Source organism: Qipengyuania sp. BR81-2 (genome assembly GCF_055693895.1).
Window position 1 is genome coordinate 2,197,673 of sequence record NZ_CM146344.1, and the last position, 13,403, is coordinate 2,211,075.

Annotated in this window: 12 protein-coding genes and 1 pseudogene; 9 read left to right on the forward strand and 4 right to left on the reverse strand. The window is 62.4% G+C overall.

Features of this window, described 5'->3' with window-relative positions; translation table 11 throughout:
- From ACZ1G8_RS11110 to ACZ1G8_RS11135, 6 genes and pseudogenes are all read left to right on the forward strand, one after another.
- Positions 1 to 2,106 (forward strand): heavy metal translocating P-type ATPase, encoded by a 2,106-nt coding sequence (locus tag ACZ1G8_RS11110; RefSeq protein ID WP_472681243.1) that lies wholly within the window; start codon positions 1 to 3, stop codon positions 2,104 to 2,106.
- A complete protein-coding gene (ccoS, locus tag ACZ1G8_RS11115; protein ID WP_472679454.1) occupies positions 2,103 to 2,258 on the forward strand; it encodes a cbb3-type cytochrome oxidase assembly protein CcoS in 156 nt (51 codons plus the stop codon). Before ACZ1G8_RS11110 ends, ccoS begins: the two co-directional genes overlap by 4 nt.
- Positions 2,255 to 2,470 carry a hypothetical protein gene (locus tag ACZ1G8_RS11120; RefSeq protein WP_472679455.1) on the forward strand — a complete coding sequence of 72 codons (216 nt, stop codon included), beginning with the start codon at positions 2,255 to 2,257 and terminating at the stop codon, positions 2,468 to 2,470. The genes ccoS and ACZ1G8_RS11120 overlap by 4 nt, the downstream gene beginning before the upstream one ends.
- 31 nt (positions 2,471 to 2,501) lie before the next feature.
- A pseudogene (gene hemN, locus ACZ1G8_RS11125) lies at positions 2,502 to 3,813 on the forward strand (oxygen-independent coproporphyrinogen III oxidase).
- A gap of 111 nt (positions 3,814 to 3,924) precedes the next feature.
- Complete coding sequence (locus tag ACZ1G8_RS11130) at positions 3,925 to 5,160, forward strand: acyl-CoA dehydrogenase family protein (RefSeq protein ID WP_472679456.1); 1,236 nt, start codon at positions 3,925 to 3,927, stop codon at positions 5,158 to 5,160.
- On the forward strand, positions 5,160 to 5,561 hold the full coding sequence (locus tag ACZ1G8_RS11135) for an acyl-CoA dehydrogenase family protein (RefSeq protein ID WP_472679457.1): 402 nt from the start codon (positions 5,160 to 5,162) through the stop codon (positions 5,559 to 5,561). The genes ACZ1G8_RS11130 and ACZ1G8_RS11135 overlap by 1 nt, the downstream gene beginning before the upstream one ends.
- On the opposite strand, the gene ACZ1G8_RS11140 is transcribed toward ACZ1G8_RS11135, so the two are convergent.
- Both ACZ1G8_RS11140 and ACZ1G8_RS11145 read right to left on the reverse strand, forming a co-directional pair.
- Positions 5,558 to 6,844 (reverse strand): acyl-CoA dehydrogenase family protein, encoded by a 1,287-nt coding sequence (locus ACZ1G8_RS11140; protein WP_472679458.1) that lies wholly within the window; start codon positions 6,842 to 6,844, stop codon positions 5,558 to 5,560. The two genes, ACZ1G8_RS11135 and ACZ1G8_RS11140, sit on opposite strands and share 4 nt — an antisense overlap.
- Positions 6,844 to 8,208: a phosphotransferase gene (locus tag ACZ1G8_RS11145; RefSeq protein WP_472679459.1), complete on the reverse strand. Its 1,365-nt coding sequence runs from the start codon at positions 8,206 to 8,208 to the stop codon at positions 6,844 to 6,846. The genes ACZ1G8_RS11140 and ACZ1G8_RS11145 overlap by 1 nt, the downstream gene beginning before the upstream one ends.
- A 607-nt stretch (positions 8,209 to 8,815) precedes the next feature.
- On the opposite strand from ACZ1G8_RS11145, the gene ACZ1G8_RS11150 reads away from it, so the two are divergent.
- The 3 genes from ACZ1G8_RS11150 (at position 8,816) to ACZ1G8_RS11160 (ending at position 11,497) form a co-directional block, all read left to right on the forward strand.
- A complete protein-coding gene (locus ACZ1G8_RS11150) occupies positions 8,816 to 9,553 on the forward strand; it encodes a LuxR C-terminal-related transcriptional regulator (protein ID WP_472679460.1) in 738 nt (245 codons plus the stop codon).
- A gap of 199 nt (positions 9,554 to 9,752) precedes the next feature.
- Positions 9,753 to 11,054: a UDP-glucose dehydrogenase family protein gene (locus tag ACZ1G8_RS11155; RefSeq protein WP_472679461.1), complete on the forward strand. Its 1,302-nt coding sequence runs from the start codon at positions 9,753 to 9,755 to the stop codon at positions 11,052 to 11,054.
- Positions 11,055 to 11,065: 11 nt separating this feature from the next.
- Positions 11,066 to 11,497: a GtrA family protein gene (locus ACZ1G8_RS11160; RefSeq protein ID WP_472679462.1), complete on the forward strand. Its 432-nt coding sequence runs from the start codon at positions 11,066 to 11,068 to the stop codon at positions 11,495 to 11,497.
- Here ACZ1G8_RS11160 and ACZ1G8_RS11165 read toward each other — a convergent pair.
- Together ACZ1G8_RS11165 and ACZ1G8_RS11170 are read right to left on the reverse strand one after the other, a co-directional pair.
- The gene (locus ACZ1G8_RS11165; RefSeq protein ID WP_472679463.1) at positions 11,436 to 12,431 is read right to left on the reverse strand and encodes a glycosyltransferase family 2 protein; all 996 of its coding nucleotides are present in this window, start codon (positions 12,429 to 12,431) and stop codon (positions 11,436 to 11,438) included. The two genes, ACZ1G8_RS11160 and ACZ1G8_RS11165, sit on opposite strands and share 62 nt — an antisense overlap.
- Positions 12,424 to 13,392, reverse strand: a complete 969-nt coding sequence (locus ACZ1G8_RS11170) for an NAD-dependent epimerase/dehydratase family protein (protein WP_472679464.1) — start codon at positions 13,390 to 13,392, stop codon at positions 12,424 to 12,426. Before ACZ1G8_RS11170 ends, ACZ1G8_RS11165 begins: the two co-directional genes overlap by 8 nt.
- Positions 13,393 to 13,403 lie beyond the last annotated feature (11 nt).

Here is a 13,403-nt window from a genome sequence, read left to right on the forward strand (position 1 = left end):
ATGACGCCCGGGGAGGCACATGCGGAGCATGACACGCGCTTCACCGTGCCCGGGATCCGCTGTGCGGGTTGCATCGCAAAGATCGAGCGCGGCCTGTCGCAGCTCGAGGGTGTCGAAGCGGCACGGGTGAATTTCTCTGCCAAGCGTGTCGCGGTGCGGCACGACGAGCGTTGGGACGAGGATAGTCTGATCCTTGAACTGGCCGGTCTGGGTTTCGAGGCGCAGCCCGCCGCCGAGAACCCGCTGGCGCAGGACGATAAGGAAACGCGCCGCCTGCTTCGCGCGCTGGCTGTCGCGGGCTTCGGCATGATGAACATCATGCTGCTGTCGGTCAGTGTCTGGTCCGGCGCGGGCGGGGTCACGCGCGAGCTGTTCCACTGGCTCTCGGCGCTGATCGCATTGCCCGTCGTCGCCTATTCGGGTCGCCCGTTCTTCTCCAGTGCGCTCATGGCGCTGCGTCACGGGCGAACGAACATGGACGTGCCGATTTCGATCGGTGTCCTGCTCGCGACGGCAATGTCTTTCCACGAGACAGTCGTCGGCGGCGCGCACGCCTATTTCGACGGCGCGGTCATGCTGCTCTTCTTCCTGCTCACCGGGCGAGCTCTCGACGCCACCATGCGCGGGCGGACGCGAGCCGGGATCGGTGCCCTGCTATCGCGGATGGGCAAGTACGCCACCGTCGTACTGGCTGATGGCAGCACCTCGCGGCTGGAGGCCAAGGAACTGGCTGCCGGGATGACCATGCTGGTTCCCTCGGGGGATGCACTGGCAGCTGACGGGCGGATTGTCGAAGGGCGAGGCCGGATCGACAACTCCATGCTGACGGGTGAGAGCGCGTCGGTGGCCGTGGGTGTGGGCGACACCGTACATGCCGGCGCGATCCTCATAGACGGACCGCTGGTGGTCGAGGTCACGGCTGCGAATGACGACACGGTTCTCGCCGAAATCGCGCGGCTCATGGACGAGGCAGGGCAATCGCGAAGCCGCTACGTCCGTATAGCCGATCGTGCCTCACGCCTCTACGCGCCGGCGGTCCATACGCTGGCGCTGCTGGCCTTTGTCGGATGGATGCTGGCCGGTGCCGGCTGGCACCAGTCAATGATCATCGCGATTGCCGTCCTTATCATCACCTGTCCCTGCGCGCTTGGCCTTGCGGTTCCTGCAGCGCAGGTCGTTGCCTCGGGCGCGCTTTCCCGCGCAGGCGTCTTGGTCAAGGACGGGAGCGCGCTCGAGCGGCTAGCCGAGGTCGATATCGCGCTGTTCGACAAGACCGGTACGCTGACGCTCGGCGAGCCCGTTCCGGACGTCTCGGCGCTCGATGTCACGGCGCAGCAGGTTGCGCTGGGCCTCGCGCAGGCAAGCGCGCATCCGCTCAGCCGGGGCCTTGCTGCTAGGCTGCGCGAGAACGGCGTGATCGCTGCCGAGATCACCGAGATCGACGAAAGTGCAGGCGTCGGCATCCGTGGGAAGTGCCACGGAACGGAAGTGCGCCTTCATCGCGGCAGCGAGAATACGGAGGCTCCCGGTACCGAGTTGCGGATCGGGGACCGCTGCTACACCATCGGGTTCGCCGACGAGTTGCGCGCCGATGCGCAAACGGCGCTGGCCACGCTTTCCGAGCTGGGCATTTCTTCGAGGATCCTTTCGGGCGATACGAAGGGCGCGGTCGAGAAGGTCGCTTCCCAGCTCCAGATCGAGGGCTTCGGCGGCGTGCGGCCCGAAGACAAGCTCGCCATGCTTGAGGCATTGAAGATGAATGGGCATAAGCCGTTGATGGTGGGCGACGGGCTCAATGACGGGCCTGCACTGGCCGCGGCCCATGCCTCAATTGCTCCCGGGACGGCCAGCGACATCAGCCAGCAAGCCGCCGATGCCGTGTTCCTTGGAAAGACGCTGGCGCCTGTTGCGACAGCCGTTCGTGCCTCTCGCCGGACGATGGCGATCGTTCGCCAGAACTTCGCATTCGCGATCGGCTACAACGTTCTGGCCGTTCCGCTCGCGCTTGCAGGGTTGGTGACGCCGTTGATTGCTGCCATCTGCATGTCGCTGAGCTCGCTGATCGTCGTCGCCAATTCGCTCCGCTTGGCGAGGGCGGCGCGATGAGCGGTCTTGCGATCCTTATCCCCGTTGCGCTCGGCATGGGTGCGCTGGGTCTCGCTGTGTTCTTCTGGGCGATGAAGCATGAACAGTTCGATGATCTCGACGGGGCCGCACAGCGCATCTTGATCGACGAGGAAGAGGAGAAGGGGCAGTGAATTCCCTGCTTCTCACCGTTTTCGCTCTCGTGCCCGCAATGATCGGACCGCTCCCTGCCGAGGAGCACACTCTCACGGTAACGCTTTGCGGGAGCGGTGAGGTGATCGAGATCGGTCTCGGCAGCCCCGCGCCGGATGATGGCAAGGGTGACTGCCATCAATCGGGGTGCCACGCGGGATGTTCGCGCAAGAAGATTGATCGAGGTCAATGAAGCTATGCCCGCCATCCTCCAACAGGATGGCATGTGGACCCATTACCCCGACCTGCTCGCCAAGCCCGTTCCGCGCTACACCAGCTATCCGACGGCTGCCGAATTCGGCCCGCTGGAGCCAACCAAGTACTGCGAGGCGCTGGAGGGAGCGGGCGGAGATATCTCGCTCTACCTGCACATCCCGTTCTGCGAGAAGATCTGCTTCTATTGCGGCTGCAATACCGGCGCGGCAGGCAGGCGGCACCGACTGGAATCCTACCTGACGGCCCTTCATGCGGAGATCGAAACGGTTGCCGAACTGCTGCCGAAAGATGCCCGCGTGCGCAGGGTGTCGTTCGGCGGAGGCAGCCCGAATGCCATCCTGCCGCAGGAGTTCATCGACCTCGTCGAGGCGCTGCATCGTAATTTCGCAATGTCCGATACTGTCTGGTCGACCGAGCTCGACCCGCGCTCGATGTCGGCAGAGTGGGGCGAAGCGATTGGCGAGGCCGGTATTACCCGCGCCAGCCTGGGCGTGCAGACCTTTGCCGCACACTGCCAGAAGGCCATTGGCCGGGTCCAGCAAGACAGCCTGATCTGCCGCACGATCGACTGGCTGCGCGATGCTGGCGTCACCTCGCTCAATTTCGACCTGATGTACGGACTGCCTCACCAGTCGGCGCAGGACCTGTCTGACAGCCTCGAATATGCGAGCCTTCTCGGTGCCGACCGCATCGCACTGTTCGGCTATGCCCATGTCCCGCATATCGTGCCGCGGCAGCGGATGATCGACGAGAACGCGCTCGCCAGCGTGGAGGAACGCTTCACCATGGCTGCAAGTGGGTACGAGCTGCTCGTTGAGAAGGGATATGTCCCTGTCGGCTTCGACCATTTTGCAAAGCCGCGCGACCCTATGGCCATCGCAGTTGCTGGAGGCACGCTGCGACGCAACTTCCAGGGCTATACCGACGATGACGCGGATCTCGCTGATAGGGCTGGGCAGTTCGGCGATCAGCAGCTTCCCGCAATTGCTCGCACAAAACGAGAAGAACAGCGGCCGCTATCGCATGCTCGCATCGCAGGATCGCCTGACGACAACGCGCGGGATCGTGCGAAGCGCAGACGACCGGATGAGGGGCGAGATCATCGAGCACCTTCTGTGCCGCGGCGAGGCGGAGCTCACCCCTTGCATCCTTGCCGGCATCAGGACCCGCCTGGACCCCTTTGTCGATCGCGGGCTGGCGCGGCTCGACGGGCTCAACCTCAGACTGCTCCCCGAAGGCAGGCCCTATGCACGCACACTGGCGGCGACCATCGACGCCTATCGCGAGGACAGCTTCCGTACGTTCAGCACCGCAATTTGAGCCGCGCTGCAATCGCGTCTTGCCCGATAGCGCAAGCCACTGCAGGGTGCCGCTCCCGCAAATTACGGGAACGGGCGTGACGGAATTGTGCCGTCATCGGGCGGAGAGACAATGACACGCGAACTTCTTGGTAGGATCGGCGACGAGCTTGATCGCGCTGTGGCGACACTGGCTGCACGCTGCGCACGGGACGGCCGGATCGATCCGGCGCTTGCCGACGAGTACCAAATGGCGAGCTATGAGGTCGCAGTCGTCCACGCCGACCTGCTTGCTGCGCAAAGCTGCCTTTCGGGTCACGAGCGGATGAGCGAACTCGACTGGGACCTGGCAACCGCCTTCGTCGCCGAGAGCGTCGTCACCTCGCTTGGCCGCCTGGAGGAAATCCACGCCGGTCTTGGCCTCGATACGGGCGAGCTGCTTGCCATTCGCGCGAGCGATGATTTCGCCGAACTGCGCAGCAAAGGCGCATCAACCGCCTTCCTTTCTGATCTCGGCGAAAGGGTGGTCGAACACGATGGCGAACTGGGCGCGGTCGACCTCGACGAGATGGCGGCCATGGCGGCCGAGGGCTTCTCTCGCTTCGCTCGGGATGTGGTCGCGCCGCTTGCCGAGGACATTCACCGCAAGGACCTGACCGTTCCGGAAAGCCTGCTCCAGCCGATGCGCGAGATGGGTGTTTTCGGCCTCTCCATCCCAGAAGCCTACGGGGGCAGTGCGGGCGAGCGCGAGAATACGCCCCTGATGATTGCTGTGACCGAGGCGCTGTCGGAAGCCTCGCTTGCGGCTGCAGGCAGCCTGATCACGCGCCCTGAAATTCTCGCGCGGGCGCTGCTGGCAGGCGGCACCGAGGAACAGAAGCAGGAGTGGTTGCCCCGGATTGCAGCAGGCGATCCGCTGTGCGCGATCTCGATTACCGAGCCCGACTATGGCTCCGATGTCGCTTCGCTAGCCCTGAGGGGTACGGAAACCGAAGGCGGCTGGCTGCTCAACGGGGCCAAGACCTGGTGCACCTTTGCCGGCAAGGCAGGCCTGCTCATGGTCGTCACCCGAACCGATCCGGACCGGTCCAAGGGGCACCGGGGGCTGAGCGTCTTGCTGGTCGAGAAACCGAGCGTCGAGGGACACGAATTCCTAGTCGAACAGGATGGCGGCGGAACGCTCAAGGGCAAGGCTATTCCGACCATCGGCTATCGCGGGATGCATAGCTTCGATCTCGCCTTCGAGGACTTCTTCGTGCCCGATGCGAACGTGATCGGCGGCGAAGAGGGGCTGGGGCGCGGTTTCTACCTGACGATGGCAGGCATGACCGGGGAAGAATCCAGACCGCTGGCCGCGCGCTCGGCCTGATGCGCGCCAGCCTGAAGGCCGCGATCGCCTATGCGCGCGAACGCAAGGTATTCGGCCAGCCACTTGCCGAATATCAACTGACACAGGTCAAGCTGGCGAAGATGGCGGCACGCTATGTCGCCTGCCGCCTGCTCGCATTCGATGTCGGCAGGAGGCTCGACGAGGGTGGGGGCAGCGGCGAGGCAAGCGTCGCCAAGCTGATCTCCTGCCGGTCAGCCGAGACGGTGTCGCGCGAAGCGCTGCAGATCCACGGCGGCATGGGCTATGCCGAGGAGATGCCGGTGAGCCGGTACTGGATTGACGCGCGAGTGCTCTCGATCTTCGAAGGAGCCGAAGAGACGCTCGCCCTCAAGGTCATTACGCGCGGCCTTATCGATGCCGTGCTGGAGAAAAACCTCTAGCCGAACTTGCCCCGTCGCGGGCCGAGATAGCCGAACAGGTAAGCGCCCACCTTTCGCATCTGGATTTCCTCCGCGCCCTCGGTGATCCGGTAGCGCCGGTGGTGGCGGTAGATGTGCTCGAAGGGCTTGTGGCGCGAATAACCGATGCCGCCGTGCACCTGCATCGCGCGGTCGGCGGCCTGGCAGACGAGCCGGTTCGCCCAGTAATTGCACATGGAGACCTTGTCGGAGATCGTCTTCTCGATCTCCTCATGCGGCATGTTGTCCATTTCCCAGGCGGTCTTGTAGATCAGCAGGCGCAGCATCTCGCACTGCGTAGCAAGCTCGACGAGCGGGAACTGGATCGCCTGATTGCGCGCCAGCTCCTCACCAAAAGGCTTGCGCTCGCGGGCGTAACGCACGCTTTCCTCAACGCAATATTGCGCCGCGCCGAGCGAGCTTGCCGCCTGCCGGATGCGGTTCTGGTGGACGAAGCTCTGCGCAAGAGCGAGGCCAAGGCCTTCGCGCCCGAGCATCGCGCTCTCCGGAACCCAGACATCCTTCACTGACAGGCGCGGGTGATCGGTGGGCATGTTGAAGGTCCACATCCACTCTTCGATCTCCAGCCCCTCGGTCGGGTTGGGGACGAGCAGGCAGGTGATCCCGCGGGCATCGCCGGCTTCACCGCTGGTGCGGCAGAACATCGCGCAGTGTGTGGCGACATGCATGCCGGTGATCCACATCTTCTCGCCATTGATCAGCCAGCCGTCGACACCGTCGCGCGTCTCGCGCACCGCGGTCGTCTCCATGTGGGTGGCATCGGAGCCGTGGTTCGCCTCTGTCAGGCCGAAGGCGACGCGGCGCGTTCCCTCGAACCCGCCGAGGATGAATTCCTGCTTCTGCTCTTCTGTGCCCCACTGTTCGAACATGGCGACAAAGGGGAAGTTGCCGACGATCGAATGTTCGTTCTGGAGATCATTGTGCAGGCCAAGTCCGCGCTGCGCGAAGCGGTCACGGATGACAGCCATCCAGAGGTTCGAGCCATCCTTGCCGCCGTATTTCTTCGGCGCGGAGAAGCGCCAGTGGCCCGCCTCGTCCGCCACCTTGCGCGCCTGCCGCAGCAGGTCTTCCCACTCGTGATTGGGCAGGCCTTCGCGCTCCCAGTCGGTCCGGGCGTTCTCGCGGCGGTGGTCGAAGAAACGGATGTTGTCGTCCTTGGCGACAAGCGAATCGATCTCTGTCTCGATGAAGCGTTCGAGTTCGGCGTAATAGTCTTCGAGATCCTGCGGGACGGTGAAATCCATCAATTGTCTCCGAGCCATTTGGAGCGAGCGACCGATAGCGAGGGGTATTTGGGCACATTGGCTTCGACCTTGTCGAGTGCAGCCAAGCGCAATTCATCGAGCAAGTCGCTGCTTTCGAGCGTGACATTCCCGGCGAAGATTTCATCGCACAGCTCGCGGTCGACGATAGCGAGACGACCCCATTCGTCCTCTCGGGCAATCATGCCCAGGGCGTTGCGGGCCACCGCAAGCTGGAACCTGTCATGGCCCGACACCTTGTCCTTTATCTGCGCCAGCCATTCGGAAACCGCGGTGGCAATCTCGCCCGGTGTGGCCTCGCCCTTCTCGACATGTCGGTAGGCAAGTTCGGGATCGATCTTCTCGAGCCTGCTAGAGCGCATTTCCTCGGGCGTGTCTTCTTCGAGCAGCAGTAAGAGGTCCAGTTCCTGCTCGCTCGTCCGCCGCGAGATAACCACCCTTTCGAGCATGCGGTCGTCGCCGCCGCGCCACATCTGCGCATTCCTGAGGCAGCCCAGCGCCCACCAGACTGTGCGGTAGATGGTCCAGAAGCGGAAGCGGGCAGGATCGACCTCGCCGCCGCCATTTTTCTCGTAGGCTGCGAAGTAGTCTTCGAGAGAGTCGAAACCGAGGGCAGGGCGGTCATAGGCCCCGAAACGCCAGACGGGCATGCACCCGAAGGCGAGGTCTTCGTGAGGGTCGCCGAAGTGGGCGAGCTCCCAGTCGAGCACGCCGGTAAGGTGGCTGTCCTCGCACAAGATATTGCCCAGCCGATAGTCGCCATGATTGAGCACCGGCTCGACCGGATCGGGAAGGTTGTCCATCAGCCAGCGCAGGCCGAGTGCGATGATCGGTCGGTCGCCGCCAGCCTCCTCGAACTGCTCGCGCAACTTTCCGACCCCTTCGGCATAGTCGAGTGTCGGAATGTCAGAAGGGAGATCGGACGGGGCGATGCAGTGGATCAGCGCGAGGTCGCGCGCCGCTTCGCGAAGCAATTGCGCGGGATCGTCCATGGCGAGGATTGCCCGCGGATCGGGCGTGCCAGGCAGGGCGCGCATGATGAAGCCGCTGCCGATCCCGTCTGCGGGTTCAAGCTCCTCGATTACTTCGGGTGCGGTGACGCCCTGCTCGCGGGCCGCACGGATGATCGCGGCCTCGGTATCATGCCCGTATGGGCGCTCTGCCATGAAGGCGGGGCTTGGCGCGCGGCGCAGAACGAATTCCTCACCACCGGAAACGAACCGCCAGCTCTCCATAGTGGCCCCGCCGGTCAGCCGCCGCAATGCATCAGGCGTAGGTAGTCCGGCGCGCGCGAGCGACTTGGCCAGACCGATTTTAAGCAGGCTGTCGCCCTCGCTCTCTCCCATTTGCTTACACTGACCCATGAGACAATTCTGGGCAAGGCCGCTGATAAGTAGTTCTCGGCCTCAAAAGACCTCATTACTGCTTGGGTGATGCCCTCAGGGGGAAATCTCGGGCTTGGCAACAAGGGGGTAGAGTTAACTTTTGTTGCAGGCGAGGCCCTATCCGGAGCGACTTTAGGCCAATCTAAATTAGAGAATCGGTCGCTTCCGAGTCGCGCCAGAATCGGCGTTGCGATTTGGAAATATCCGACAATTCTGCGCTTTTGTGAACGTTATGAAGATTTCGATTGCGCGTTTCGTGAAAAAATTTTTGGTCTTCCCGTGTGAGGGAAACCGGATTTTCTTTCTGTTGCATTTCAAGCAACTGCCCTAGGAAATCCGCCATTTTTGCCGGTTCTCCGGGCTGACCAGCTCATCCGTGGGAGCGTTCCCTACGCCTTTCAGCTTGAGCATCCGTGAAAAACACGTATTCTAAATAACGAAATCGCCATTAGCCGGGGGCTCTAGGACGGGACTCCAGATATCAGGCCGTGACGGTTTCTTACAAAAATAAGAAGATCTCTCACTTGGGTTCGCGTACTTCCACTTTTGTACGGGGTACTCGAATATGTTGGAAAAATCAGAAGTAAATGTGGCGCTCGTTTGTGCCAATTCTATCATGAGGGAAGGGCTGAGCCGTATTCTTGAAGAAGAATTCGTCGTCTCCCATTCCTATAAAGATTGCGAAGCGATGCTCTCGGGTGGGGAAGACCCGATTGATGAATCCGAGCTGATCGTCATCGATGTCAGCGCAGCACATGACATCAAGACCGAAGTGCACGCGCTCAGGAAAGCGTTCGCCAAGTCGCGCCTGGTGCTGCTCACCGACGAGTTCGAGTACGAGATGATGGTCGAATCCTTTCGAGCAGGGATCGACGGCTACATCGTCAAGGAAATCGCCTGCCGTTCGCTGGTTGAGTCCCTGCGTCTCGTGACCCTTGGCGAAAAGGTGCTGCCGAGCGCGCTGCTCGATCATCTTGCAGACCGCAGCGTCATGCCCGGTCCGAGCGGCAAGAGCGGTGCCGACCTCGTGAAGCTCCTCTCGGAGCGCGAGATAGAGACGCTTCGCTGCCTCATCATGGGTTACCCCAACAAGGTGATCGCCCACCGCCTCGATATCAGCGAGGCGACGGTAAAGGTCCACGTGAAGGCCATCCTGCGCAAGCTGATGGTGCAGAACCGCACGCAGGCAGCGATCTGGGCCGTCAACAATGGCGTGGATGCAAACGCGGCCTGTGCGACGGTGGCTGCTGAAGCCAGGCCTGCAGATGAGCCGGCCGAGGAGCAGCGGATCAGCCAGCCGGCCTGAAGCGCGACATATCACCGCCTGAAATTTTCGGGCGTCGGGAACAGGGGCTAATCCTTTTTCCCGGCGCCTTTTTTCGTACATCTCGCAAGGCTAGCATCCGGCTGGCTTTGCTAGTGATTTCGTAGCCTTAAGAGCAATTGCGGGTCTTGGCGAGGCTCCGCATGGTCCTTGCGGTACCTGCGCAGAAGGACACGGAAAAATGCGAATTGGCGTTGTCGGATCGGGTTATGTCGGACTGGTGTCGGGTGCGTGCTTTGCCGACTTCGGGCACGATGTGATCTGCGTCGATATCGATGAGGAGAAGACTGCCGCGCTCAACCGCGGCGAAGTGCCCATCTTCGAGCCGGGGCTCGACACGCTGATCGATCGCAACGTTGCCGCAGGTCGCCTCGCATTCACGACCGACTTGGCCGGAACGGTCCGCGCCAGCGAGGTCGTATTCATCGCTGTCGGCACTCCCTCACGTCGCGGAGACGGGCACGCAGACCTTTCCTATGTCGAGAGCGCTGCCCGCGAGATCGGCGCTGCAATCGAGGGATTCACCGTGGTCGTGACCAAGTCCACCGTGCCGGTGGGAACCGGAGAGCGGGTGGAGGAGATCATCCGCGAGGCAAATCCGGATGCCGATTTCGCTGTCGTCTCCAACCCGGAGTTCCTGCGTGAAGGGGCTGCCATCTCCGATTTCAAGCGACCCGACAGGATCGTGATCGGAAGCGACCACCCGCGCGCGCTCGAGGTGATGCGCGAGGTCTATCGACCGCTGTTCCTTAACAAGTCGCCTGTGGTCGAGATGAACCGCTCGTCCGCCGAGCTCGCCAAATATGCGAGCAACGCCTTCCTCGCGACCAAGATCGCCTTCATCAACGAGATCGCCGACCTGTGCGAGAAGACCGGCGCGGATGTCCAGAACGTCGCCCACGCAATCGGGCTCGACAAGCGCATCGGTCCAAAGTTCCTTCATGCCGGCCCGGGATATGGCGGGAGCTGTTTCCCGAAGGATACACTCGCCCTTCTGAAGACGGCGCAGGATTACGAAGTGCCGCAGCTGATCGTGGAATCGGTCGTTTCGTCGAACGACAAACGCAAACGGGCTATGGGTCGACGCATCGTCCATGCCATCGGCGACAATGCGCGCGGGAAAAAGGTCGCCATCCTCGGCCTGACCTTCAAGCCAGAGACTGACGACACGCGCGACAGCCCGGCCATCGCGATCATCCAGGCGCTGCAGGATGCGGGCGCGAAGGTCGCGGCCTATGATCCGCAAGGCGTGGAACAGGCCAGCAAGGTCCTTTCGGACGTTTGCTACGCGTCATCGCCCTACGAAGCGGCTGATGATGCCGAGGCGGTCGTCATCGTGACCGAGTGGGACGAGTTCCGCGCCCTTGACCTTTCGCGTATACGCGACTGCATGCGCGATCTCGTCCTTGTCGACCTCAGGAACATCTACCACCGGCAGGAGGTCGAGCGGCTCGGGATGAAATACGTGGCCGTGGGTCGCTAGGAATGGACCGCGTGCCGTCGGGAAATGCGAAAACGCGCGACCTTGCGGAAATCGCGCGTTTCCTCGCGGTCGGCGGCTTCAACACCTTGCTGGGCTATGGCTTCATCCTGGCCGCGCTGTTCTTCGGCGCAGGAGACTACGCCGCCAATGCCATCGGCTTCGCGCTGGGCCTGCCGATATCGTGGATGCTGCACCGGGTCCTGACATTCCGCGTGCGCAAGCGTATCTCGGGTGGCGAAATGGGGCGTTACATCGCGGTCGTGGCCGTATCGTACGCCGTCAATCTCGGCATAGTGACAGCAGGGCGTGCGGCGGGCTTTGTCGAAAACCCTTTCGTCCAGCTGGCCGCCATTTGCGCCTATGCCGCAGTATTTTACCTGCTCAGCCGCCGTTTCGTATTTCGCGAAGATGCGGGGGATGGTGTCGCGGCTCGTCGAAATTGAGCTTTGCCTCGATGATCGGATCGGCGTCGGTACGCGACTGGATGAAGAGCCGCCCGATGTATTCGCCAAGGATCCCCATGAAGATTGCGTTGATCGAGATCGACATGAGCAGGAGGATGGTGGTGGTTGCAAAGCCGGCCGGCCAGGCCTGGCCGAACAGCACACGCCCGACGATGTAGACAAATGAAAGGACCATCGTCAGCAGCCCGATGATGATGCCTGCATAGGAGGCCAGCCTCAGCGGAAGCAGCGAGTGATTGAGCAGGCCGTCCACGGCCAGCGAGATCATCGAGCGGAGCGGGAACTTGCTCTGTCCTGCAACGCGGTCTGCACGGTCGTATTCGATACCGATCTGGGAGAAGCCCATCGAACTGATCAGGCCGCGCAGATAGGGCGTGGTGTCGTTCACCTTACGCAGTTCTTCGAGGATGCGGCGGTCGCACAGGCGGTATTCGCCGACATTCACAGGCAGGTCGTCCTCGCTCACTTTCGAGATCAGGTGATAGAACCCGCGCCTCAACTGGCGGACGACGAAACCGTCGGGGAGCGAGCGGCGGATGCCGTAGACCACCTGGTGATCCATCCGCCACAGCTTGAGCATCTCCGGGATGAGTGCGGGCGGGTCCTGCAGGTCGCAGTCGAGCTGGATCGAGCAGGCGCCAGTGGCTGCCTTGTAGCCGCACAGGAGCGAGCGCTGGTATCCGAAATTCCGCGAGAAGCGGATGACCTTCACCTTCGGATCCTTGCGTGCAATTCCCTCGAGCAGGTCAAAGGTCCGGTCGGTCGAATGATTGTCGGTGAAGATGATCTCGTAGTCGTAGTCCGGCAGACGGTCGAAGGTCGTCACGATCGAACTGTAGGCGCGCTCGACATTTTCCTCCTCGTTGAATGCCGGAACGAGAACGGAAACGAGGGTTTTCTCGGAGCTAGCCACGCGAATGCACCTCCGCTTTCAATGAGCCGGAAAAATGGTCTGCAAGCATTCCGATGCCTTCGCGGATGCCGATTTTCGGACGCCATCCGTAGACCAGTGCTGCCATTCCGGGATCGGACAGCAGGTGGCTGACCTGGTCTCCCGCACTGGTCTTGCCCAATTTCACGAGCCCCGGATCGGCATCCATGGCTTCGGCAACCATCAGGGCGACTTCGCGCATCGTGGGAGCGATGCCGGTGCAGATGTTGACGTGACTGGCTCCGGGACGCGGATCCCCGGCCAGGCAGATCATGGCGTCGACCACATCCTCCACATGGATCAGGTCACGCCGGTCATCGGGACGCCTGATCTCGATTGCCTCTCCGCGGCTGCATGCCTCGAACAGTGAGGGAAGCAGGAAGTCGCGCGACTGGTCGGGTCCGTATGTCAGCGCAAGGCGTGCACTCACGATGGGGAAGGGCAGCCGGCTCGCCAGCATCTCGAGGAATTTGGTCCCTGCCAGCATGGCGGCGCCATAGGGAGTGACCGGCTCTTCGTGCTGGTGCTCGCGATAGGGCACAGCGATGTGGCCGTATTCTGCAATCGTGCCTGCCCGCACGACATTGAGGGGCGGGCGTGGCAGCGCGGCGAGGATGTCGACGAGGTCGATCAGCGGCAGGAGTATCGTGTCGACCGAGAAGCGGGAGGCTTCGGCCGTCGGTTCTCCGAGCCCGCGTGTGGGCGTTGCAAGGTGGAACACAAAATCCGGCTCCACCGACTTCAGGCAGGCTTCCATCGCGCCCCGGTCGACCATGTCGACGCGGTGGATCGTGATCCGGTCGGCAATGCCGACGATCCTCTCCGGCCCGCTACCGGGTCTGACAAGGGCGTGAACTTCCGCACCTTCGCTCGCCAGCCGGCGACAAAGATGCGATCCGATGAACCCTGGAGCTCCGGTAACGAGGCAGCATTTGCCTTCCACGCTTATGTCCT

Coding starts and splice junctions, on each gene's coding strand:
- ACZ1G8_RS11155 (WP_472679461.1), top strand. CDS start 9,753: ATGCGAATTGGCGTTGTCGGATCGGGTTATGTCGGACTGGTGTCGGGT.
- ACZ1G8_RS11130 (WP_472679456.1), top strand. CDS start 3,925: ATGACACGCGAACTTCTTGGTAGGATCGGCGACGAGCTTGATCGCGCT.
- ACZ1G8_RS11145 (WP_472679459.1), bottom strand. CDS start 8,208: ATGGGAGAGAGCGAGGGCGACAGCCTGCTTAAAATCGGTCTGGCCAAG.
- ACZ1G8_RS11110 (WP_472681243.1), top strand. CDS start 1: ATGACGCCCGGGGAGGCACATGCGGAGCATGACACGCGCTTCACCGTG.
- ACZ1G8_RS11140 (WP_472679458.1), bottom strand. CDS start 6,844: ATGGATTTCACCGTCCCGCAGGATCTCGAAGACTATTACGCCGAACTC.
- ccoS (WP_472679454.1), top strand. CDS start 2,103: ATGAGCGGTCTTGCGATCCTTATCCCCGTTGCGCTCGGCATGGGTGCG.
- ACZ1G8_RS11135 (WP_472679457.1), top strand. CDS start 5,160: ATGCGCGCCAGCCTGAAGGCCGCGATCGCCTATGCGCGCGAACGCAAG.